At 72.8% G+C, this 25,636-nt stretch carries 1 protein-coding gene; it reads left to right on the top strand.

The features are described 5' to 3' along the window. The first annotated feature begins 25 nt into the window (after positions 1–25). Positions 26–25,609 (top strand): SDR family NAD(P)-dependent oxidoreductase, encoded by a 25,584-nt coding sequence (locus ACFYWM_RS24485; RefSeq protein WP_389917762.1) that lies wholly within the window; start codon positions 26–28, stop codon positions 25,607–25,609. Positions 25,610–25,636: the final 27 nt, after the last annotated feature.

Here is a 25,636-nt window from a genome sequence, read left to right as displayed (position 1 = left end):
ACAGCGCGAAGAGTACGAGGCGAGCATGACTGCGAACGACACCAAGCTCATAGAGGCCCTGCGTTCCTCCCTGAAGGAGACCGAACGGCTGCGCGCGCAGAACCGTTCCCTCACCGACGCGGCCCGCGAGCCGATCGCGATCGTGGGGATGGCCTGCCGGTTCCCCGGCGGGGTGTCCTCGCCCGAGGGCCTGTGGGACCTGGTGGCCACCGGCGCCGACGTGATCGGGGACTTCCCCACCGACCGCGGCTGGGACCTGGACCGGCTGTTCTCGACCGACCCGGACGACCGGGGTACCTCGTACTCGCGGCGCGGCGGGTTCCTGCACGACGCGGGCGAGTTCGACGCGGGCTTCTTCGGCATCTCGCCGCGTGAGGCCCTGGCCATGGACCCGCAGCAGCGTTTGTTGCTGGAGGCGTCGTGGGAGGCGGTCGAGCGGGCGGGGCTGGACCCGGTGGGGTTGCGCGGCAGCCGTACGGGTGTGTTCGCGGGTGTGATGTACCACGACTACGCGCCCCAGCTCTCGAACGTGCCGGGCGAGCTTGAGGGCCTGATCGGCACCGGCAACTCGGGGAGCATCGCCTCGGGCCGGGTGTCGTACACGTTCGGGTTCGAGGGTCCGGCGGTCACGGTGGACACCGCGTGCTCGTCGTCGCTGGTCGCGCTGCACCTGGCCGTACAGGCGCTGCGCACCGGCGAGTGTGACCTGGCGCTGGCCGGCGGGGCGACCGTGATGGCGACCCCGACGACGTTCGTGGAGTTCTCCCGGCAGCGTGGCCTGTCGGTGGACGGGCGGTGCAAGGCGTTCTCCGCGTCGGCCGACGGCACCGGCTGGGGTGAGGGTGTCGGCATGCTGCTCGTCGAGCGGCTGTCGGACGCGCGTCGCAACGGTCACCGGGTGCTGGCGGTGGTGCGGGGCAGCGCGGTCAACCAGGACGGTGCGAGCAACGGCCTGACCGCGCCGAACGGCCCTTCCCAGCAGCGGGTGATCCGCCAGGCGCTGGCGAACGCCGGGTTGTCGAGCGCGGACGTGGACGTGGTCGAGGCGCATGGCACGGGCACCAGGTTGGGTGACCCGATCGAGGCGCAGGCCATCTTGGCCACGTACGGCCAGGACCGGCCGGAGGACCGTCCGCTGTGGCTGGGGTCGTTGAAGTCGAACATCGGTCACACCCAGGCGGCGGCGGGTGTGGGTGGTGTGATCAAGATGGTGATGGCGATGCGGCACGGGACGCTGCCGCGCACGCTTCATGTCGAGGAGCCGTCGCCGCACGTGGACTGGTCCGCGGGTGCCGTCGAGCTGCTGACCGAGGCCCGTCCCTGGGACACCGAGGGCCCGCGCCGGGCCGGTGTCTCGTCCTTCGGGGTGAGCGGTACGAACGCGCACGTGGTCATCGAGCAGGGTCCGGTGTCGGAGCCGGAGCCTGCGGGTGCCGGGTTGCCGGTGACGCCGTGGCTGATCTCGGCCAAGACTCCGGAGGCGCTGCGGGAGCAGGCTTCGCGGCTGGCGTCCTGGGTGGAGGAGCGTCCGGAGCTTGAGGTGGCGGACGTCGCCTGGACGCTGGCGACGGGCCGTTCGGTGCTGGAGCGGCGTGCGGTGGTGGTGGGCGCGGACAGGTCTGAGCTGGTGGCGGGTCTGCGTGCGCTGGCCGACGGGACGGATGCGGTGCCGGGTGCGGTGGCCGGGGGGCTGGCGATGTTGTTCGCCGGTCAGGGGAGCCAGCGGGTGGGGATGGGGCGTGAGCTGGCTTCCGCCTTCCCGGTGTTCGCCGAGGCGCTGGACGAGGTGTGTGCGCTGTTGCCGGGGTCGTTGCGGGAGGCGATGTTCTCCGGTCCGGCGGAGGTGCTGGATGAGACGGGGATGACCCAGCCGGCGCTGTTCGCCTTCGAGGTGGCGCTGTATCGGTTGCTGGCCTCGTTCGGTGTCACTCCGGATGTGCTGGTGGGTCACTCGGTCGGGGAGATCGCGGCGGCTCACGTGGCCGGGGTGCTCTCGCTGGCCGACGCCTGCTCTCTGGTCTCGGCTCGGGCTCGGTTGATGCAGGCGCTGCCGCGGGGCGGGGCGATGCTGGCGATCGCCGCCCCCGAGGCGGAGGTGCTTCCGTTGCTGGAGGGCCGCTTGGATGTCGGGATCGCGGCGGTGAACGGGCCGGCGGCCGTGGTGGTCTCCGGTAGCGAGAGCGCGGTGGAGGAGCTCGCCGCGCAGGTGACTGTCCGCACTCGCAGGCTGCGGGTCTCGCACGCGTTCCATTCACCGCTGATGGAGCCGATGCTGGCCGAGTTCGAGGAGGTCGTCTCCGGGCTGACCTTCAACGAGCCGGTCATCCCCGTCATCTCCAACGTGACGGGGCAGCCGGCCGAGCCGGGCCTGTTGACCGATCCGGCGTACTGGGTGCGGCACGTGCGTGAGGCCGTGCGGTTCGCCGATGGGGTGGCCGCCTGCCAGGCGGGCGTGTTCCTGGAGGTCGGGCCGGACGGGGTGCTGACCGGGCTGGCGCAGCAGAGCGTCGAGGAGGGCGTGTTCGTCGCGACCGCGCGCAAGGACCGTGACGAGGTCCGGACCCTGGTCGAGGCGCTCGGACGGCTGCACGGCCATGACGTGACGGTCGACTGGGGGACGATCCTCACCCCGGCACGGCATGTCGACCTGCCGACGTACGCCTTCCAGCACCAGCGCTACTGGATCCCGGGACGTGCCGGGGCCGGGGAGATGAGCGCCGCCGGACTGGGTGCGCTTGACCACCCGTTGCTGAGTGCGGTGACGGAGGTCGCCGGTGGTGAGTCGGTGGTCTTCAGTGGCCGTTTGTCGGTGGCGACGCAGGTGTGGCTGGCTGATCACGCGGTGAACGGGACGGTGCTGGTGCCGGGTACCGGGTTGCTGGAGCTGGCGTTGCGTGCCGGGGCCGAGGTGGGTCGGCCGTTGGTGCGGGAGCTGACGTTGCAGGCTCCGCTGGTGTTGCCGGTCGAGGGTGGTCTGCAGGTGCAGGTCGTCGTCGGCGCCGTTGAGGCCTCCGGCGTCCGTGCGGTGTCGATTCATTCTCGTCCCGAAGGTGATGTCGCGGGGTCGTGGACGGGTCATGCCGAGGGGGTGCTGGGTTCGGAGAGCGCGGGGGCGTTGGAGGTGGGGGTCTGGCCGCCGGTGGAGGCGGTGGCGGTGGAGGTCGCCGATGCCTACGAGGTGTTGCTGGGCATGGGGTATGAGTACGGGCCCGTCTTTCAGGGGTTGAAGGCGGTCTGGCGGCGGGGTGAGGAGGTCTTCGCCGAGGTCGCGTTGCCCGAGCAGGCTTATGGGGACGCGGTGCGCTTCGGGGTGCATCCGGCGTTGTTGGATGCGGCGTTGCACGCGCCGTTGGTGGTGGGGGACGGGCAGACGGTGTTGCCGTTCTCCTGGACGGGGGTGTGTCTGCATTCGGCCGGGGCGACCGAGATCCGGGTGCGCATCTCGCCGGTGCGGGAGAACACGGTCGCTTTGGCGATCGCCGATTCGGCCGGTGCGCCGGTGTTGTCGGTGGAGTCGCTGGCCGCGCGTCCGATCACGGCCGACCAGCTCACCACCCACCGCTCCGACGCCCTGCTGCGGATCGGCTGGACGCCGCTTCCGTCCGGGCGGGCCGGGGCTGTGGAGTCGGCGGGGTCGGGGCTGGTCGATCTGGGTGAGGTGGTCGCGGAGGGTGCGGTGGTGCCCGAGGCGGTGGTGTACGAGGTCGTCTCGCCGGCGGTCGAGGTGCTGGGTGCGGTGCGTGAGTCGGCGGCCGAGGTGCTGGGTGTGGTGCGGGAGTGGCTGGCTGAGGAGAGGTTCGTCTCCTCGCGGCTGGTGGTGGTGACGCGGGGCGCGGTGACGGTCGCGGACGAGGACGTGGACCTCGGGGTGGCCGGGGTGTGGGGTCTGGTGCGGGCGGCCGAGGCGGAGAACCCGGGCCGGTTCGTGCTGGTGGACGTGGACGTAGACGCGGACACCGGTGTGGAGGAGGCCCTGGAGGCGGTGGTCGCCTCGCAGGAGCCGGAGGCCGCGATCCGCGGGGGCGAGGTGTGGGTGCCCCGGTTGGCACACGCCGCCGTACCGCAGGGGGAGCGGCCGGAGTTCGGTCCGGAGGCCACGGTGCTGGTCACCGGTGGCACCGGCGGCCTGGGCGCGCTGGTGGCCAAGCATCTGGTGACCGCCTACGGGGTGCGGCACCTGCTGCTGGCCAGCAGGCGCGGCGCGCAGGCTCCCGGGGTGCCCGAACTGGTCGCCGAGCTGACCGAGCTCGGTGCCCGTACGGAGGTCGTGGCGTGTGATGTGGGTGATCGTGAGGCGCTGGCCGAGCTGATCGCGGGCGTTCCGGCGGAGTATCCGCTCAAGGGTGTGGTGCACGCGGCCGGGGTGGCCGACAACGGCCTGGTGGGTTCGCTGACCGCGGAGCGGCTGGATGGGGTGCTGGGGGCGAAGGCGGACGCGGCGTGGCACCTGCATGAGCTGACGGCGGATCTGGATCTGTCGGCGTTCGTTTTGTTCTCCTCGGCCGGTGGGTTGGTGCTGGCGGCCGGTCAGGGTAGTTACGCGGCGGCGAACGTGTTCCTGGACGCGCTGGCGGCCAGGCGGCGGGCACAGGGGCTGGTGGCCACGTCGCTGGCGTATGGGTTGTGGGATGCCGACACCGGGTTGAGCGGCTGGTTGAGCGAGGCCGATCGGGAGCGGATGCGCCGTCAGGGCCTGCCGGCGTTGTCGGTGGCCGAGGGGCTGGCGTCGTTTGATGCGGGTCTGGTGTCGGAGGCGGCGACGTTGGTGCCGTTGCGGGTGGATGCGGTGGCGTTGCGGTCGCGGGGTGAGGGGTTGCCGGCGTTGTTGCGGGGCCTGGTGCGCGCTCCGGTGCGTCGGGTGGTGCGCTCGGGTGGGTCGGCGCTGGTGCGGCGGCTGGCCGGGGTTCAGGAGGAGGGGAGGCGCCGTGAGGTGGTGCTGGAGGTGGTCCGCCAGGAGGTGGCCACCGTGCTGGGGCATGCCTCGGCGAGCGCGGTGCAGCCGGATCGGGCCTTCCAGGAGCTGGGGTTCGACTCGCTGACCGCGGTGGAGCTGCGCAACCGGTTGATGGCGGCCTCGGGGCTGCGACTGCCCGCCACCCTCGTCTTCGACTACCCCACCGCCGAAGCGGTGACCGGCTACCTGGTGGCCGAGCTGGCCGGTGGTCAGGTCTCGCAGGTGGTCGCGGCCGACGTCTCGGTGGCCGACGAGCCGATCGCGATCGTGGGAATGGCCTGCCGGTTCCCGGGCGGGGTGTCCTCGCCCGAGGGGTTGTGGGAGCTGGTGTCGGCCGGTACGGACGCCATCGGCGAGTTCCCTGCCGACCGCGGCTGGGACCTGGACAAGGTGTACAACCCCGATTTCGACAGCCAGGGCACCTCGTACTCCAGGCACGGCGGTTTCCTGTACGACGCCGCCGACTTCGACCCCGGCTTCTTCGGCATTTCGCCGCGCGAGGCGCTGACCATGGACCCGCAGCAGCGGTTGCTGCTGGAGGCGTCGTGGGAGGCGGTCGAGCGGGCGGGGCTGGACCCGATGGGGTTGCGGGGCAGCCGTACGGGTGTGTTCGCGGGTGTGATGTACCACGATTACGGCCTCGGTACCCCCGCCTCGACCAGCGGCGGAAGCCTGGTGTCCGGCCGGGTCTCCTACACCCTGGGCCTGGAGGGCCCCGCGGTCACCGTCGACACCGCGTGCTCGTCGTCGCTGGTCGCGCTGCACTGGGCGGCGCAGGCGCTGCGTACGGGCGAGTGCGATCTGGCGCTGGCGGGCGGCGTGACGGTGATGTCGACGCCCGGCATGTTCATCGAGTTCTCCCGGCAGCGCGGCCTGGCGCCCGACGGCCGGTGCAAGGCGTTCGGCGCCACCGCGGACGGGGCCGGTTGGGCCGAGGGTGTCGGCATGCTGCTCGTCGAGCGGCTGTCGGACGCCCGTCGCAACGGTCACCAGGTCCTCGCCGTCCTGCGCGGCAGTGCGATCAACCAGGACGGTGCGAGCAACGGCCTGACCGCGCCGAACGGTCCCTCGCAGCAGCGGGTGATCCGCCAGGCGCTGGCCAACGCCGGTCTGTCGAGCGCGGACGTGGACGTGGTCGAGGCGCACGGTACGGGAACGGTGCTGGGTGACCCGATCGAGGCGCAGGCACTGATCGCCACCTACGGCCAGGACCGTCCGGAGAACCGGCCGCTGTGGCTGGGCTCCATCAAGTCGAACATCGGCCACGCCCAGGCCGCCGCCGGTGTGAGCGGTGTCATCAAGATGGTGATGGCCCTGCGCAACGGCGTCATGCCGCGAACCCTGCACGCCGAGGAGCCGTCGCCGCACGTGGACTGGTCGGCGGGCGCGGTGGAGCTGCTGACCGAGGCCCGTCCCTGGGACAGCGAGGGTCCGCGCCGGGCGGCTGTGTCGTCCTTCGGGATCAGCGGCACGAACGCACATGTGATCATCGAGCAGGGTCCGGTGTCGGAGCCGGAGCCTGCGGGTGCCGGGTTGCCGGTGACGCCGTGGCTGATCTCGGCCAAGACCCCGGAGGCGCTGCGGGAGCAGGCTTCGCGGCTCGCGGACTGGGCGGAGGAGCGTTCGGAACTGGACGTGACCGGTGCCGCCTGGACGCTGGCGACCGGCCGTTCGGTGCTGGAGCGGCGTGCGGTGGTGGTGGGCGCGGACCGGTCTGAGCTGGTGGCGGGTCTGCGTGCGCTGGCCGACGGTACGACGGTGCTGGAGTCGGCCGGTGGTGGGCTGGCGATGTTGTTCGCCGGTCAGGGCAGCCAGCGGGTGGGGATGGGGCGTGAGCTGGCTTCCACCTTCCCGGTGTTCGCCGAGGCGTTGGACGAGGTGTGTGCGCTGTTGCCGGGGTCGTTGCGGGAGGCGATGTTCTCCGGTCCGGCGGAGGTGCTGGATGAGACGGGGATGACCCAGCCGGCGCTGTTCGCCTTCGAGGTGGCGCTGTATCGGTTGCTGGCCTCGTTCGGTGTCACTCCGGATGTGCTGGTGGGTCACTCGGTCGGGGAGATCGCGGCTGCTCATGTGGCGGGTGTGTTGTCGCTGGCCGATGCGTGTGCGCTGGTTTCGGCTCGGGCTCGGTTGATGCAGGCGTTGCCGCGGGGTGGGGCGATGCTGGCGATCGCGGCTCCCGAGGCGGAGGTGCTTCCGTTGCTGGAGGGCCGCTTGGATGTCGGGATCGCGGCGGTGAACGGGCCGGCGGCCGTGGTGGTCTCCGGTAGCGAGAGCGCGGTGGAGGAGCTCGCCGCGCAGGTGACTGTCCGCACTCGCAGGCTGCGGGTCTCGCACGCGTTCCATTCGCCGTTGATGGAGCCGATGCTGGCCGAGTTCGAGGAGGTCGTCTCCGGGCTGACCTTCAACGAGCCGGTCATCCCCGTCATCTCCAACGTGACGGGGCAGCCGGCCGAGCCGGGCCTGTTGACCGATCCGGCGTACTGGGTGCGGCACGTGCGCGAGGCCGTGCGGTTCGCCGATGGGGTGGCCGCCTGCCAGGCGGGGGTGTTCCTGGAGATCGGGCCGGATGCCACCCTGACGGCGCTGGCGCAGCAGAGCGTCGAGAACGGGGCCTTCGTTCCGGTCGTGCGCAAGGACCGCGACGAGGTCCGGGCCCTGGTCGAGGCACTTGGTCGACTCCACACCCACGGTGTGACGGTCGGCTGGAAGGCCATCCTCACGCCGGGAGCGCGTGTCGATCTGCCGACGTACGCCTTCCAGCGTGACCGGTTCTGGATCCCCACGCGGATCGAGACCGGTGACATGGCCGAGGTGGGACTCGTCGCCATCGATCATCCGTTGCTGAGTGCGGTGACGGAGGTCGCCGGTGGTGAGTCGGTGGTCTTCAGTGGCCGTTTGTCGGTGGCGACGCAGGTGTGGCTGGCTGATCACGCGGTGAACGGGACGGTGCTGGTGCCGGGTACCGGGTTGCTGGAGCTGGCGTTGCGTGCCGGGGCCGAGGTGGGTCGGCCGTTGGTGCGGGAGCTGACGTTGCAGGCTCCGCTGGTGTTGCCGGTCGAGGGTGGTCTGCAGGTGCAGGTCGTCGTCGGCGCCGTTGAGGCCTCCGGTGTTCGTGCGGTGTCGATTCATTCTCGTCCCGAAGGTGATGTCGCGGGGTCGTGGACGGGTCATGCCGAGGGGGTGCTGGGTTCGGAGAGCGCGGGGGCGTTGGAGGTGGGGGTCTGGCCGCCGGTGGGGGCGGTGGCGGTGGAGGTCGCCGATGCCTACGAGGTGTTGCTGGGCATGGGGTATGAGTACGGGCCCGTCTTTCAGGGGTTGAAGGCGGTGTGGCGGCGGGGTGAGGAGGTCTTCGCCGAGGTCGCGTTGCCCGAGCAGGCTTATGGGGACGCGGTGCGCTTCGGGGTGCATCCGGCGTTGTTGGATGCGGCGTTGCACGCGCCGTTGGTGGTGGGGGACGGGCAGACGGTGTTGCCGTTCTCCTGGACGGGGGTGTGTCTGCATTCGGCCGGGGCGACCGAGATCCGGGTGCGTATCTCGCCGGTGCGGGAGAACACGGTCGCTTTGGCGATCGCCGATTCGGCCGGTGCGCCGGTGTTGTCGGTGGAGTCGCTGGCCGCGCGTCCGATCACGGCCGACCAGCTCACCACCCACCGCTCCGACGCCCTGCACCGGCTTGAGTGGAGCGTCGCTCCGGCCGCTTCCGCCTCGGTGGAGGTCCCCGGATGGACGATGGCGAACTCGCTGGACGGTGACGTCGCGGAGTGTGTGCTGGTCGAGGTGTCGGCCGGGGTGCACCGGGCGCTGGGTCTGGTGCGGGGCTGGCTGGCGGAGGAGCGGTTCGCCTCCTCGCGGCTGGTGCTGGTGACCCGGGGTGCGATGGCCGTCGCGGACGAGACGCCGGATCCGGCGCAGGCGGCGGTGTGGGGTCTGGTACGGGCGGCGCAGACGGAACAGCCGGGCCGGTTCGTACTGCTGGACGTGGAGGACGGGCCGCTGGACGTGGAGGCGGTCGGCCGGGCGCTGGCCTTGGGCGAGGCGCAGGTCGCGGTGCGCTCGGGTGCGGTGTGGGTGCCGCGTCTGGTGCGTACGGCGGTGGCGCCGGTCGGGGAGGGGCGCGCTCCGGTGTTCGGGCCGGAGGGCACGGTGCTGGTCACCGGTGGTCTGAGCGGCCTGGGCGCGTTGGCGGCCAGGCATCTGGCGGCCACGTACCGGGTCGGGCGTCTGCTGCTGGTCAGCCGTCGCGGCGCTGAGGCGCCGGGGGCGGCCGAGCTGGTGGCCGAGCTGACGGAGCTGGGTGCGACGGTCGAGGTCGCGGCGTGCGACGTCGGTGACCGTGAGGCGCTGGCCGAGCTGATCGCGGGCATCCCGGCGGAGCGGTCGCTGAGCGGTGTGGTGCACGCGGCCGGTGTCCTGGACGACGGTGTGATCACCGCGCTGACGCCAGAGCGGCTGGACAAGGTGATGCGGCCCAAGGCCGAGGCGGCCTGGCACCTGCACGAGCTCACCCGGGAACTGGGCCTGTCGGCGTTCGTGCTGTTCTCCTCGGTGGCGGGGGCGCTGGGTGGTCCCGGGCAGGGCAACTACGCCGCGGCCAACGCCTTCCTCGACGCGCTCGCCGAGCACCGCGGGTCACAGGGGCTGGCGGGAACCTCGCTGGCCTGGGGCCTGTGGGCGATCGGCGGGATGGCCGAGGAGCTGACCGAGGCCGATGTGCGCCGCATGGAGCGCATGGGCCTGAAGCCGCTGTCGGCCGCGGACGGGCTGGCGCTGTTCGACGCCGCGCTGCGCCACGACCGGCCCGCGCTGGTCGCCGCCCGGTTCGTCCAGGCCAGGACTCCGGCTCGTACGGCACTGCCACGAGCGGGCGCCCCCAACGGTCTCGCGGGACGGCTCGCCGCGATGGAGCCCGCGGAACGCCGGTCGGTCCTCGCCGACCTGGTGTGCCAGGAAGCGGCGACGGTGCTCGGGCACGCCTCGAAGGAGGCCGTCCAGCCGGACCGCGCCTTCCAGGACCTCGGCTTCGACTCCCTCACCGCGGTCGAGTTCAAGAACAGGATCGGTACCGTCACCGGACTCCGGCTGCCGGCCACGCTGATCTTCGACTACCCGACCGCCAGAGCGGTGGCGGAGTACGTGGGGTCGGAGCTGACCGGCGCCGCGTCCGCGGCCACCTCGGTCACGACGTCCAGGACGCCGGTCGACGACGAGCCGATCGCGATCGTGGGCATGGCCTGCCGCTACCCGGGCGGCGTGCTGTCGCCCGAGGGACTGTGGGACCTGGTGGCCTCCGGTACGGACGCCATCTCCGAGTTCCCCGCCGACCGTGGCTGGGACATGGAGCGGATCTACAACCCGGACCCGGAGAGCAAGGACACCTCCTACGTGAAGCACGGCGGTTTCCTGTACGACGCCGCCGACTTCGACCCCGGCTTCTTCGGCATCTCGCCGCGCGAGGCGCTGACCATGGACCCGCAGCAGCGGTTGCTGCTGGAGGCGTCGTGGGAGGCGATGGAGCGGGCCGGTGTGAGCCCCGTCGAGCTGCGCGGCAGCCGCACGGGCGTGTTCGCCGGTTTGATGTACCACGACTACGGCCTCGGTACCCCCGCCTCGACCAGCGGCGGAAGCCTGGTGTCCGGCCGGGTCTCCTACACCTTCGGGTTCGAGGGACCCGCGATGACCCTGGACACCGCGTGCTCGTCGTCGCTGGTGGCGCTGCACCTGGCGGCGCAGGCACTGCGCTCGGGCGAGTGCGACCTGGCCCTCGCGGGCGGCGTCACGGTCATGTCGACACCGGGCACCTTCATCGAGTTCTCCCGGCAGCGCGGCCTGGCGCCCGACGGCCGGTGCAAGTCGTTCGGTGACACGGCGGACGGTACCGCCTGGGGCGAGGGTGTCGGTGTCCTGCTGGTCGAGCGGCTGTCGGACGCGCGTCGCAACGGTCACCGGGTCCTCGCGGTCGTACGAGGCAGCGCGGTCAACCAGGACGGCGCGAGCAACGGCCTGACCGCTCCGAACGGTCCCTCGCAGCAGCGGGTGATCCGCCAGGCGCTGGCGAACGCGGGGTTGTCGAGCGCGGATGTGGACGTGGTCGAGGCTCATGGCACCGGGACGGTGCTGGGGGATCCGATCGAGGCGCAGGCGCTGATCGCCACCTATGGCCAGGACCGTCCCGGGGACCGTCCGCTGTGGCTGGGGTCGCTGAAGTCGAACATCGGTCACACCCAGGCGGCGGCGGGTGTGGGTGGTGTGATCAAGATGGTGATGGCGATGCGGCACGGGACGCTGCCGCAGACGTTGCACGCCGAGGAGCGGTCGGGGCACATCGACTGGTCGGCGGGCACGGTGGAGTTGCTGACCGAGGCGCGTTCCTGGGACAGCGAGCGTCCGCGCCGGGCCGCGGTCTCCTCCTTCGGGATCAGCGGCACGAACGCACACGTGATCATCGAGCAGGGCCCGGTGTCGGAGCCGGAGCTCCCTGACGGTGGTGAGCTGCCGGTGACGCCGTGGCTGATCTCGGCCAAGACGCCGGAGGCGCTGCGGGGACAGGCTTCCCGGCTCGCCGACTGGGCGGAGACCCAGCCGGAACTGGACCCGGCCGATGCCGCCTGGACGCTGGCCACCGGCCGCGCACCGCTGGAGCAGCGTGCCGTGGTGGTGGGTGCCGACCGGTCTGAGTTGGTGGCGGGTCTGCGTGCGCTGGCCGACGGGACGACGGTGCTGGAGTCGGCCGGTGGTGGGCTGGCGATGTTGTTCGCCGGTCAGGGCAGCCAGCGGGTCGGGATGGGCCGCGAACTCGCGGAGACGTTCCCGGTGTTCGCCGAGGCGCTGGAGGAGATCTGCGCGCTGTTGCCGGGGTCGTTGCGGGAGACGATGTTCTCCGGTCCGGCGGAGGCACTGGCCGAGACGGGGACGACCCAGCCGGCGCTGTTCGCCTTCGAGGTTGCCCTCTACCGGTTACTGGCCTCGTTCGGTGTCACCCCGGATGTGCTGGTGGGTCACTCGGTCGGGGAGATCGCCGCCGCTCACGTGGCCGGGGTGCTCTCGCTGGCCGACGCCTGCTCCCTGGTCTCGGCCCGCGCCCGGTTGATGCAGGCGCTGCCGCAGGGCGGGGCGATGCTGGCCATCGCCGCCCCCGAGGCGGACATCCTTCCCCTGCTGGAAGGCCGCGAGGACGTGAGCGTCGCAGCGGTGAACGGCCCGGCGGCCGTGGTGATCTCCGGCAGCGAGAACGCGATAGAGGAGATCGCCCAGCAGGTCACCGCACGGACCCGGCGCCTGCGCGTCTCCCACGCCTTCCACTCGCCGCTGATGGAGCCGATGCTCGCCGAGTTCGAGCAGGTCGTCTCCGGGTTGACCTTCGCCGAGCCGACCATCCCTGTCGTCTCCAACGTGACGGGCCGACCGGCCGAGCCGGGCCTGCTCACCGACCCGGCGTACTGGGTGCGGCACGTCCGTGAGGCCGTGCGCTTCGCCGACGGGGTGACCGCCTGCCAGGCGGGCGTGTTCCTGGAGATCGGACCGGACGGGGTGCTCACCGGCCTGGCCCAGCAGAGCGTCGAGAACGGCGCCTTCGTTCCGGCCGTGCGCAAGGACCGCGACGAGGTCAGGACCCTGGTCGAGGCACTGGGACGGCTGCACACCCACGGCGTCACCGTCGACTGGAAGGCCATCCTCACCCCGAGAGCGCACCTCGACCTGCCGACGTACGCCTTCCAGCGTGACCGGTTCTGGATCCCGACGCTGAGCGAGGCCGGGGACATGGACGCGGCCGGCCTGGCGGCGATCGACCACCCGTTGCTCAGCGCGGTGACCGAGGTCGCCGGTGGCGAGTCGGTGGTCTTCAGCGGTCGCCTGTCGATCGCCACACAGCCGTGGCTCGCCGACCACATGGTCAATGGGACGCTCATCGTGCCGGGGACGGGGCTGGTGGAGCTGGCGGTCCGGGCAGGTGAGGAGCTGGGCTGCCCGCAGGTGCGGGAGCTGACGCTGCAGGCGCCGCTGGTGCTGGCGGCCGAGGGCGGCGTGAAGGTGCAGGTGCTGGTCGGCGCGCTCCAGGACTCGGGGACCAGGTCGGTGGCGATCCACTCCCGGGCCGACGACGCCGAGGACTGGACCCTGCACGCGCAGGGCGAGCTCGCCGAGAGCCTGGACGAGTCGGGCTTCGACGTGACGGTCTGGCCGCCCGCCGACGCGGTGACGGTGGCGGTGGAGGACCTGTACGAGCGCCTGGCCGAGATCGGCCTGGAGTACGGGCCCGTCTTCCAGGGACTGGCACGGGCATGGGTGCGACCCGGTGAGGTACTGGCCGAGATCGTGCTACCCGAGCAGGCGCACGCCGACGCGGCCCGCTTCGGGGTGCATCCGGCGCTGCTGGACGCGGCCCTGCACACCAGTGCCCTCGGTGATCTGCTGCCTACCGCGGAGCCGGGGCAGCCGTACCTGCCGTTCGCCTGGAACGGGGTGTCGGTCCACACGGCCGGTGCCACCTCCCTGCGCGTCCGGGCCACCAGGAACACCGACGCCGGAACCACCGGCGTCACGCTGAACATCGCCGACGGCGACGGCGTGCCCGTGGCCGACATCGAGGCACTCATCGTGCGTCCCCTGTCGACGGCCACCCCGAACACCGACATGAACTTCCTCCACCGGGTGACCTGGACGCCGCTTCCGTCCGGGCAGGCCGGGGCTGTGGAGTCGGCGGGGTCGGGGCTGGTCGATCTGGGTGAGGTGGTCGCGGAGGGTGCGGTGGTGCCCGAGGCGGTGGTGTACGAGGTCGTCTCGCCGGCGGTCGAGGTGCTGGGTGCGGTGCGTGAGTCGGCGGCCGAAGTGCTGGGTGTGGTGCGGGAGTGGCTGGCCGAGGAGAGGTTCGCCTCCTCGCGGCTGGTGGTGGTGACGCGGGGCGCGATGGCGGTCGCGGACGAGGCGCCGAATCCGGCGCAGGCGGCGGTGTGGGGTTTGGTGCGGGCGGCCGAGGCGGAGAACCCGGGCCGGTTCGTGCTGGTGGACGTGGACGCGGACGTGGACACCGGTGTGGAGGAGGCCCTGGAGGCGGTGGTGGCCTCGCAGGAGCCGGAGGCCGCGATCCGCGGGGGCGAGGTGTGGGTGCCCCGGTTGGCGCGCGCGGTCACGCCGGACGACGGGCGCCTGGAGTTCGGGCCGGAGGCCACGGTGCTGGTCACCGGAGGCACCGGAGGTCTGGGCGCGCTGGTGGCCAGGCATCTGGCGGCCACGTACCAGGTCAGGCATCTGCTGCTGGCCAGCAGGCGCGGTGAGCAGGCCCCGGGCGTCGCGGACCTGGTGGCGGAACTGTGGGAGCTGGGCGCCACGGTCAAGGTCGTGGCGTGTGATGTGGGTGATCGTGAGGCGCTGGCCGAGCTGATCGCGGGCGTTCCGGAGGAGTATCCGCTCAAGGGTGTGGTGCACGCGGCCGGGGTGGCCGACAACGGCCTGGTGGGTTCGCTGACCGCGGAGCGGCTGGACGGGGTGCTGGGGGCGAAGGCGGACGCGGCGTGGCATCTGCACGAGCTGACGGCGGATCTGGATCTGTCGGCGTTCGTGTTGTTCTCCTCGGCCGGTGGGTTGGTGCTGGCGGCCGGTCAGGGTAGTTACGCGGCGGCGAACGTGTTCCTGGACGCGCTGGCGGCCAGGCGGCGGGCACAGGGGCTGGTGGCCACGTCGCTGGCGTATGGGTTGTGGGATGCCGACACCGGGTTGAGCGGCTGGTTGAGCGAGGCGGACCGGGAGCGGATGCGCCGTCAGGGCCTGCCGGCGTTGTCGGTGGCCGAGGGGCTGGCCTCCTTCGATGCGGGTCTGGTGTCGGAGGCGGCGACGTTGGTGCCGTTGCGGGTGGATGCGGTGGCGTTGCGGTCGCGGGGTGAGGGGTTGCCGGCGTTGCTGCGGGGCCTGGTGCGCGCCCCGGTGCGGCGGGCGGTGCGCTCGGGTGGGTCGGCGCTGGTGCGGCGGCTGGCCGGGGTTCAGGAGGAGGGGAGGCGCCGTGAGGTGGTGCTGGAGGTGGTCCGCCAGGAGGTGGCCACCGTGCTGGGACACGCCTCGGCGAGCGCGGTGCAGCCGGATCGGGCTTTCCAGGAGCTGGGCTTCGACTCGCTGACCGCGGTCGAGCTGCGCAACCGGTTGATGGCGGCCTCGGGGCTGCGACTGCCCGCCACCCTCGTCTTCGACTACCCCACCGCCGAAGCGGTCGCCGACCACCTGGTGGCCGAGCTCGGCGGGGCCACCTCGGCGGCCGGTGCGGGCACCGTGGCCAGGACGGCGGCGGTCGACGACGAGCCGATCGCGATCGTGGGAATGGCCTGCCGCTATCCCGGCGGGGTCTCCTCACCTGAAGAGCTGTGGGAGCTGGTGTCGGCCGGTACGGACGCCATCGGCGAGTTCCCTGCCGACCGCGGCTGGGACCTGGACAAGGTATACAACCCGGACCCCGACGCCCACGGCACCTCCTACGTGCGTCACGGCGGGTTCCTGGGAGAGGCCGGTGACTTCGACCCCGGCTTCTTCGGGATCTCGCCGCGCGAGGCCCTCGCGATGGACCCGCAGCAGCGGTTGCTGCTGGAGACCTCGTGGGAGGCGGTCGAGCGGGCCGGCATCCGCCTGAACCACCTGCGAGGAAGCCGCACGGGCGTGTTCACCGGCGTGATGTACCACGACTACATCTCCCAGCTCACCTCCATACCGGAGGAGCTGGAGGGCCTGATCGGCACCGGCAACTCCGGCAGCGTCGCCTCCGGGCGGGTGTCGTACACCTTCGGGTTCGAGGGTCCGGCCGTCACCGTCGATACGGCGTGCTCGTCGTCGCTGGTGGCGCTGCACCTGGCGGTGCAGGCGCTGCGCAACGGCGAGTGCGACCTGGCCCTCGCCGGTGGCGTGACGGTGATGGCGACCCCGGGCACGTTCGTCGAGTTCTGCCGGCAGGGCGCCCTGTCCGTCGACGGCCGGTGCAAGGCGTTCTCGGCGGGCGCGGACGGCGCGGGCTGGAGCGAGGGCGTGGGCATACTGCTCGTCGAGCGGCTGTCGGACGCCCGTCGCAACGGCCACCGGGTCCTCGCGGTCGTACGGGGCAGCGCGGTCAACCAGGACGGCGCGAGCAACGGCCTGACGGCTCCCAACGGTCCCTCGCAGCAGCGGGTGATCCGCCAGGCGCTGTCCAACGCGGGGCTGTCGCCCACGGACGTGGACGTGGTCGAGGCGCACGGCACCGGGACGCCGCTCGGCGACCCGATCGAGGCGCAGGCGCTGATGGCCACCTACGGCCAGGACCGTCCCGAGGACCGGCCCGTCTGGCTCGGCTCCATCAAGTCGAACATCGGCCACGCCCAGGCCGCCGCGGGTGCCGCCGGGGTCATCAAGATGGTGATGGCCATGCGGCACGGCGTACTGCCGAGGACGCTGCACGCGGACGAGCCGAGCCCGCACGTGGACTGGTCGGCCGGCGCCGTGGAACTGCTGACCGAGGCCCGCTCGTGGAACCCCGAGGATCACCCGCGCCGGGCCGCGGTCTCCTCCTTCGGGGTCAGCGGCACGAACGCGCACGTGGTGCTGGAGGAGGCCCCCGCCCTGGAGGAGGCCGAGGCCGAGGCGCCCGTCGAGGTGCCGGTGGTGCCGTGGGTGCTGTCGGCGAAGACGGGCGAGGCGCTCCGGGCGCAGGCCCAGCGGCTCGGGGCGTGGGTGGAGGCGGGAACCGATACCGACGTCGACGTGGCCCACTCCCTGGCGTCCTCCAGGTCGGTGTTCGACCACCGCGCGGTGGTCGTGGGCGCGGACAGGGGTGAGCTTCTCGCCGGTACGGCGACGCTGGCCTCGGGCGGCGTCAGCGCCGGAGTGGTGACCGGTGCGCCCGGCTCGGCGGGCAAGACGGTGTTCGTCTTCCCCGGTCAGGGTTCGCAGTGGCTGGGGATGGGGGTGGAGTTGCTGGAGTCGTCGGCGGTGTTCGCGGCGCGGATGGCGGAGTGTGAGGTGGCGCTGTCGGAGTTCGTGGACTGGTCGCTGACCGGCGTTCTGCGCGCCGAGGAAGGGCAGCCGGGGTTCGATCGGGTGGACGTGGTCCAGCCGGTGTTGTGGGCGATGATGGTCTCCCTCGCTCAGGTGTGGCAGTCGCTCGGGGTGGCGCCCTCGGCGGTGGTGGGTCATTCCCAGGGTGAGATCGCGGCCGCGGTGGTGGCGGGGGCGTTGTCGCTGGAGGACGGCGCGCGGGTGGTGGCGTTGCGCAGCCGGGCGATCGTCGCGCTCGCGGGTCAGGGCGGGATGGTGTCGGTGCCGTTGCCGTCGGAGCGGGTGGCCGAGCGGTTGGCGGCGTTGAACGGCCGGGTGTCGGTGGCGGCGGTCAACGGCCCGGCCTCCACGGTGATCTCCGGTGAGGTGAACGCGCTGGAGGAGCTCCTCGCCGAGTACGAGGCGGCCGGGGTGCGGGCCAAGCGGATCGAGGTGGACTACGCCTCGCACTCGGCGTACGTCACGGCGATCGAGGACGAGCTGGCCGGGTTGCTGGCGCCGGTGGCGCCGCGCATCGGCCACACGCCGTGGTACTCGACGGTGCGGGGGTGCTGGCTGGAGGGTGTGGAGGCCGGTGGCGCGTACTGGTACGAGAACCTGCGCGAGACGGTGGGGTTCGGTCCGGCGGTGGAGGCGCTGGCGGGTGAGGGTCATCGGTTCTTCGTGGAGTGCAGCGCGCATCCGGTGTTGCGGATCGGGGTGCTGGAGAGTGTGGAGGCGGCCGGGGTCGCGGACGCCTGTGTGGTGGTGGGCTCGTTGCGGCGTGATGACGGTGGGTTGCGCCGGTTGTGGACGAGCGCGGCCGAGGTGTGGGTACGCGGCGGTGACGTCGACTGGGAGGCGGCCCTCGCCCCGGCCCGGCCCGGCGTCGTCGACCTGCCGACCTACGCCTTCCAGCACCGGCGCTACTGGCTGCTGGAGACGGGCGGCGCGGGCGACGCGGAGAGCCTCGGCCTCTGGGCCACCGGGCACCCGCTGCTCGGCGCGTCCACCGGGCTCGCGGAGAGCGGGGCGGCGGTGCTCACCGGACGCGTGTCGATCGCCACTCACCCCTGGCTCGCCGACCACGCGGTCAACGGGCAGGTGCTGCTGCCCGGGACCGGTCTCGTGGAGCTGGCCGTACGGGCGGGCGACGAGGTCGGCTGCGACCTGCTGGAGGAGCTGACGCTGCAGGCGCCGCTCTTCCTGCCCGAGCGCGGAGCCGTCCAGCTCCAGGTGGCCGTCGGCGCTCCCGGCGAGGACGGACGCAGGCAGGTGGGCATCTACTCCCGGACGCACGACGCGCAGGATGAGCCCTGGACCCAGAACGCCGCGGGAGTGCTGGCCCGCGTCGGCGTCGTCGCCCCGGAGGCCGAGGAGACCTGGCCCCCGGAGGGCGCGCGGGCCGTCGGCCTGGACGGGTTGTACGACGACTTCGCCGCCATCGGCCTGGGCTACGGTCCCTCGTTCCGCGGGCTGCAGGCCGCGTGGCGCAAGGGCGACGAGGTCTTCGCCGAGCTGGCGCTGCCCGAGGACATGACACGGGACGCCGCCAGGTTCGGGCTGCACCCCGCGCTGTTCGACGTCGCCCTGCACGCCACCGCCCTCGGCGAGTTCGCGACCGGCTCCGAGCCGGGCCGGCCCTCGCTGCCGTTCGCCTGGAACGGGGTGGCGCTGCACGCCTCCGGGGCCACGAAGCTCCGCATCAGGATCTCGCTGCTCGCCCAGGGCGGGGTCTCGCTCAAGCTGATGGACACCGCGGGCCTGCCGGTGGCGACGGTCGCGTCGCTGGCCGTACGCCCGGTCTCCGCCGGCCCGCCGGAGGTCGGCCGCACCGCGGGGCTCAGGAACAAGCTGTTCCACGTCGAGTGGAGCGAGGCCCCGGCCGCTTCCGTGCGGGCCCCCGGGTGGACGGTGGCGGACTCGCTGGAAGGCTCCTTGGAAGGTGACGTCGCGGAGTGTGTGCTGGTCGAGGTGTCGGCCGGAGTGCACCGGGCGCTGGGTCTGGTGCGGGGCTGGCTGGCGGAGGAGCGGTTCGCCTCCTCGCGGCTGGTGCTGGTGACCCGGGGTGCGATGGCCGTCGCGGACGAGACGCCGGATCCGGCGCAGGCGGCGGTGTGGGGCCTGGTACGGGCGGCGCAGACGGAACAGCCGGGCCGGTTCGTACTGCTGGACGTGGAGGACGGGCCGCTGGACGTGGAGGCGGTCGGCCGGGCGCTGGCCTCGGGCGAGGCGCAGGTCGCGGTGCGCTCGGGCGCGGTGTGGGTGCCGCGTCTGGTGCGTACGGCGGTGGCGCCGGTCGAGGAGGATCGCGTCCCCGTGTTCGGGCCGGAGGGCACGGTGCTGGTCACCGGCGGTCTGAGCGGCCTGGGCGCGCTGGTGGCCAGGCATCTGGCGGCCACGTACCGGGTCGGGCACCTGTTGCTGACCAGCCGTCGCGGCGCTGAGGCGCCGGGGGCGGCTGAGCTGGTGGCCGAGCTGACGGAGCTGGGTGCGACGGTCGAGGTCGCGGCGTGCGACGTCGGTGACCGTGAGGCGCTGGCCGAGCTGATCGCGGGCATCCCGGCGGAGCACCCGCTGAGCGGTGTGGTGCACGCGGCCGGTGTCCTGGACGACGGTGTGATCACCGCGCTGACGCCAGAGCGGCTGGACAAGGTGATGCGGCCCAAGGCCGAGGCGGCCTGGCACCTGCACGAGCTCACCCGGCACCTCGACCTGTCCGCGTTCGTCCTCTTCTCCTCGATGGCCGGGGTGCTGGGCGGTCCCGGGCAGGGCAACTACGCCGCGGCCAACGCCTTCCTCGACGCGCTCGCCGAGCACCGCGGGTCACAGGGGCTGGCGGGCACCTCGCTGGCCTGGGGCCTGTGGCGCGAGGGCGGGCTGGCCGACCTGGACGAGGCCGACCTGCGGCGCCTCGCGCGCTCCGGCGTCGACCCGCTCACCGCCGAGGACGGCCTCACCCTCTTCGACGCCGCGCTCGACACGGGACGGGCCACGCTGCTCCCGGCCCAGCTCAACTTCAAGATCCTCGGCGCCCAGGCCGACTCGCTGCCACCGCTGCTGCGCGGCCTGGTGTCCGCCCCGGCCAGGCGGGTGGCGACGGCGGCCTCCGAGGCGGCGGCCACCCTGAAGCAGCGGCTGGCGAGCCTGCCCCCGGCCGGGCAGCGGGCCGTCCTGGAGGACCTGGTACGCGACCAGCTGGCCGTGGTCCTCGGCTTCGCCGACACCTCCGCGCTCGACGACGGCGTCTCCTTCCAGGAGCTCGGCTTCGACTCGCTGATGGCGGTGGAGTTCCGCAACCGGCTCGGCCAGGTCACCGGCATGCGGCTGCCGGCCACGCTGATCTTCGACTACCCGACCCAGGCGACGCTCGTCCCGTTCCTGTCCGGCGAGCTGCTCGGCAGGCGGGAGGTCGCGGTAGCGACGCGGGTCACGGCCGGGGACGACGAGCCCATCGCGATCGTCGGCATGGCCTGCCGCTACCCGGGCGGGGTCGAGTCGCCGGAGGACATGTGGCGGCTCGTGGCCCAGGCGGGCGACGCGGTCGGCGAGTTCCCCACGGACCGGGGCTGGGACCTGGAGAGGCTGTACGACCCGGACCCCGGCAACCACGGCACCTCCTACGCCCGGCACGGCGGTTTCCTCTACGACGTCGCCGACTTCGACCCCGGCTTCTTCGGGATCAGCCCGCGCGAGGCCGTCGCGATGGACCCGCAGCAGCGCCTGCTGCTGGAGAGCTCCTGGCAGGCGATCGAGCGCGCGGGAATCGACCCGCACGGGCTGCGCGGCAGCCGTACGGGCGTGTTCGCCGGTGTGATGTACCACGACTACGCGAGCCAGCTCACCTCCATACCGGAGGAGCTGGAGGGCCTGATCGGCACCGGCAACTCGGGCAGCGTCGCCTCGGGCCGGGTCTCCTACACCTTCGGGTTCGAGGGGCCCGCGATGACCGTGGACACCGCGTGCTCGTCGTCGCTGGTCGCGCTGCACCTGGCGGCGCAGGCACTGCGCTCGGGCGACTGCGACCTCGCCCTCGCGGGTGGCGTGACGGTGATGGCCACCCCGTGGACGTTCATCGAGTTCGCCCGGCAGCGCAACCTCTCGCCGGACGGCCGCTGCCGGGCGTTCGCCCAGGCGGAGGGCGGCGTCGGTCTCTCGGAGGGCGTGGGCATGCTGCTCGTCGAACGGCTGTCGGACGCGCGGCGCAACGGCCACCGGGTCCTCGCCGTCCTGCGGGGCAGCGCGGTCAACCAGGACGGCGCGAGCAACGGCCTGACCGCGCCGAACGGTCCCTCGCAGCAGCGGGTGATCCGCCAGGCCCTGTCCAACGCCGGGCTGTCGAGCGCGGACGTCGACCTCGTCGAGGCGCACGGCACCGGGACGGTGCTGGGCGACCCGATCGAGGCGCAGGCGCTCATCGCCACCTACGGCCAGGACCGGCCGGAGGACCGTCCGCTGTGGCTGGGTTCCATCAAGTCGAACATCGGCCACGCGCAGGCGGCAGCCGGTGTGGCCGGTGTGATCAAGATGGTGATGGCCCTGCGCAACGGCGTCATGCCGCAGACCCTGCACGCCGAGGAGCGGTCGGAGCACATCGACTGGTCCGCGGGCGCGGTGGAACTGCTGACCGAGGCCCGTCCCTGGGAGGTGCACGACCGCCCGCGCCGGGCCGCCGTCTCCTCCTTCGGGATCAGCGGCACGAACGCGCACGTCGTCCTGGAGGAGTCCCCGGCCGAGCCGGACAGGGAGCCGGGCGAGGCACTGCCCGCCGTCCCGCTGCTGCTCTCCGGGAAGTCGACGGCGGCGCTGCGGGCCCAGGCGCGGCACCTCAGGTCCTGGATGCTGGCGCGGCCGGAGCTGGACGTGGCGGACGCGGGCTGGTCGCTCGCGACGGGCCGGGCGCTGCTGGAGCAGCGCGCGGCGGTGGTCGGCGCGGACCGCGCCGGGCTGCTGGAGGCGCTGTCGGCGCTGGCCGAGGGCGAGCCGGGCGAGTCGGTGGTCGAGTCCGGGCCGGTACACGGGCGGGCCAGGCTGGCGATGCTGTTCGCCGGTCAGGGCAGCCAGCGGGTGGGCATGGGCCGCGAGCTGGCTTCCGCCTTCCCGGTGTTCGCCGAGGCGCTGGACGAGATCTGCGCGCTGCTGCCGCACCCCGTACGCCAGGTGATGTTCTCCGATCCCGACGGCGTGCTGGCCGAGACGGGGATGACCCAGCCGGCGCTGTTCGCCTTCGAGGTCGCCCTCCACCGGCTGCTGGCCTCCTTCGGCGTCACCCCGGACGTGCTGGTCGGCCACTCGGTGGGAGAGATCGCGGCCGCCCACGTGGCGGGGGTGCTCTCGCTGGCCGACGCCTGCACGCTGGTCTCGGCCCGCGCCCGGCTGATGCAGGCGCTGCCGGAAGGCGGGGCGATGCTGGCGATCGCCGCCCCCGAGGCGGACGTCCTTCCCCTGCTGGAGGGCCGTTCGGATGTGGGCGTCGCCGCGGTGAACGGGCCCGAGGCCGTGGTGATCTCCGGTGCCGAGAACGCGGTGGACGAGATCGCGGCGCTGGTGAGTGCCCGCACTCGCAGGCTGCGGGTCTCGCACGCGTTCCACTCGCCGCTGATGGAGCCGATGCTGGCCGAGTTCGAGCAGATCGTCTCCGGGTTGACCTTCGCCGAGCCGGCCATCCCCGTCGTCTCCAACGTGACGGGCCGACCGGCCGAGCCGGGACTGCTCACCGACCCGCGCTACTGGGTGCGGCACGTGCGCGAGGCCGTGCGCTTCGCCGACGGGGTGACCGCCTGCCAGGCGAACGTGTTCGTGGAGGTCGGGCCGGACGCCACCCTGACCGCGCTGGCGCAGCAGAGCGTGCACGACGGGGCGTTCGTCGCGACCGCGCGCAAGGACCGCGACGAGGCCCGGACCCTGGTCAGGGCCCTGGCACAGTTGCAGGTCCGTGGCGTCGCCGTCGACTGGGACACCTTCTTCGCCCCCGCCCGGCCGGCGCGCGCCGACCTGCCGACGTACGCCTTCCAGCGCGAGCGGTTCTGGGTGGCGGCACAGGCCGGGGCCGGGAACATGGACGCGGCCGGTCTGGGCGCGATCGACCACCCGTTGCTGAGTGCGGTGACCGAGGTCGCCGGTGGCGAGTCGGTGGTCTTCAGCGGTCGCCTGTCGATCGCCACGCAGCCGTGGCTCGCCGACCACGTGATCAACGAGACGCCCGTCGTGCCGGGAACCGCCCTGGTGGAGCTGGCGGGCCGGGCGGGCGAGGAGCTGGGCTGCCCGCAGGTACGGGAGCTGACATTGCAGGCGCCGCTGGTGCTGGCGGCCGAGGGCGGCGTACGGGTGCAGGTGCTGGTCGGCGCGCTCCAGGAGTCGGGGACGCGGTCGGTGGCGATCCACTCCCGGGCCGACGACGCCGAGGACTGGACCCTGCACGCGCAAGGTGAGCTCGCCGAGCGCCTGGACGAGCCGGGCTTCGACGTGACGGTCTGGCCGCCCGCCGACGCGGTCGCGGTCGCGGTGGAGGACCTGTACGAGCGCCTGGCCGAGATCGGCCTGGAGTACGGGCCCGTCTTCCAGGGGCTGGCGCGGGCGTGGGTGCGACCCGGTGAGGTGCTGGCCGAGATCGTGCTGCCCGAGCAGGCGCACGCCGACGCGGCCCGCTTCGGGGTGCACCCCGCGCTGCTGGACGCGGCCCTGCACGCCGGCGCCCTCGGCGACCTGATGCCCGCCCCCGAGCCGGGGCGGCCCTACCTGCCGTTCGCCTGGAACGGGGTGTCGGTCCACACGGTCGGCGCCACCTCCCTGCGCGTCCGGGCCACCAGGAAGGCCGACGCCAACGTCGGGAGCGTCGGCATCGCGCTGAACATCGCCGACGGCAGCGGCGTGCCGGTGGCCGACATCGAGACGCTCACGCTGCGGGCCCTGTCCACGGCCGGCCTGGGCAACACCGCCGGGCAGAACCTGTACCGCCTCGAGTGGAGCGTCGCTCCGGCCGCTTCCGCCTCGGCGGAGGTCCCCGGATGGACGACAACGGACTCGCTGGAGGGCTCCTTGGAGGGTGACGTCGCGGAGTGTGTGCTGGTCGAGGTGTCGGCCGGGGTGCACCGGGCGCTGGGTCTGGTGCGGGGCTGGCTGGCGGAGGAGCGGTTCGCCTCCTCGCGGCTGGTGCTGGTGACCCGGGGCGCGGTGGCGGTGGCCGAGGTCGAGGACGTGGACCCGGCGCAGGCCGCGGTCTGGGGTCTGGTGCGGGCGGCGCAGGCCGAACAGCCCGGTCGCTTCACGCTGCTGGACCTGGGCACGGACCCCCTCGACGAGAACACGGTCGGCCGGGCGCTGGCCTCGGGCGAGGCGCAGGTCGCGGTGCGCTCGGGCGCGCTGTGGTCGCCGCGCCTGGCACGGGCGGCCGTACCGGAGTACGAGCGGCTGGAGTTCGGGCCGGAGTCCACGGTGCTGGTCACCGGTGGTCTGAGCGGGCTGGGCGCGGTGGTGGCCAGGCACCTGGCGGCCACGTACCGGGTCGGGCGTCTGCTGCTGGTCAGCCGTCGCGGCGCTGAGGCGCCGGGGGCGGCCGAGCTGGTGGCCGAGCTGACGGAGCTGGGCACCTCGGTCGAGGTCGCGGCCTGCGACGTCGGTGACCGTGAGGCGCTGGCCGAGCTGATCGCGGGCATCCCGGCGGAGCGGCCGCTGAGCGGTGTGGTGCACGCGGCCGGTGTCCTGGACGACGGTGTGATCACCGCGCTGACGCCAGAGCGGCTGGACAAGGTGATGCGGCCCAAGGCCGAGGCGGCCTGGCACCTGCACGAGCTCACCCGGCACCTCGACCTGTCGGCGTTCGTCCTCTTCTCCTCCCTCTCCGGGGTGCTCGGCGGCGCCGGGCAGAGCAACTACGCCGCGGCCAACGCCTTCCTCGACGCGCTCGCCGAGCACCGCAGGTCACAGGGACTGGCGGGAACCTCGCTGGCCTGGGGCCTGTGGGAGAGCGGCGGGATGGCGGAGGACCTGACCGAGGCCGACGTGCGCCGCATGGAGCGCATGGGCCTGAAGCCGCTCCCGGTGGCGGACGGGCTGGCCCTGTTCGACGCCGGCCTGAACCACGACCTCCCGGCGCTGGTCGCCGCCCGGTTCGTCCAGGCCAGGACCACGGCCCGGACGGCACTGCCCCGGGCGGGCGCCCTGCACGGGCTCACCGAACGGCTCGCCGCGATGGAGCCCGCGGAGCGCCGGACGGCGCTGTCGGACCTCGTCCGCGGCCAGGCGGCGATGGTCCTCGGCTTCGGCGACGCCTCGGCGATCGAGCCCCAGCGCCAGTTCCAGGACCTGGGCTTCGACTCCCTCACCGCGGTCGAGTTCAGGAACAGGCTCAGCACCGTCACCGGGCTCCGGCTGCCGGCCACGCTGGTCTTCGACTATCCGACCTCGATCGAGCTGATCGACTACCTGGTGAACCACTTCGACGGGGCGGAGGACGAGGAGGCGCAGACCCTGCGGCTCTTCGCCGAGATCGAGAAGATCGAGAACACCGTGACCGGGCTGGCGGAGGAGAGCATCGCCCGCAACCGGCTGGTCGCCCGCCTCAAGGACTTCCTGACGGGCCTCAACGGCGCCGGCACGGCCGAGCACTTCGAGGCGGCCACCGACGACGAGATGTTCGCCTTCATCGACAACGAGCTTGAAGTCTCCTGACCTGTGCGCTTCCGCTGCGCTTCTGCT

It is taken from the genome of Streptosporangium sp. NPDC002721, from assembly GCF_042888905.1.
Taxonomy (GTDB): domain Bacteria; phylum Actinomycetota; class Actinomycetes; order Streptosporangiales; family Streptosporangiaceae; genus Streptosporangium.
This window is presented reverse-complemented; position numbering and strand designations above follow the sequence as displayed.

Excerpts from the sequence above, each read along its gene's own strand:
- ACFYWM_RS24485 (WP_389917762.1), top strand. The coding sequence starts at position 26 with ATGACTGCGAACGACACCAAGCTCATAGAGGCCCTGCGTTCCTCCCTG.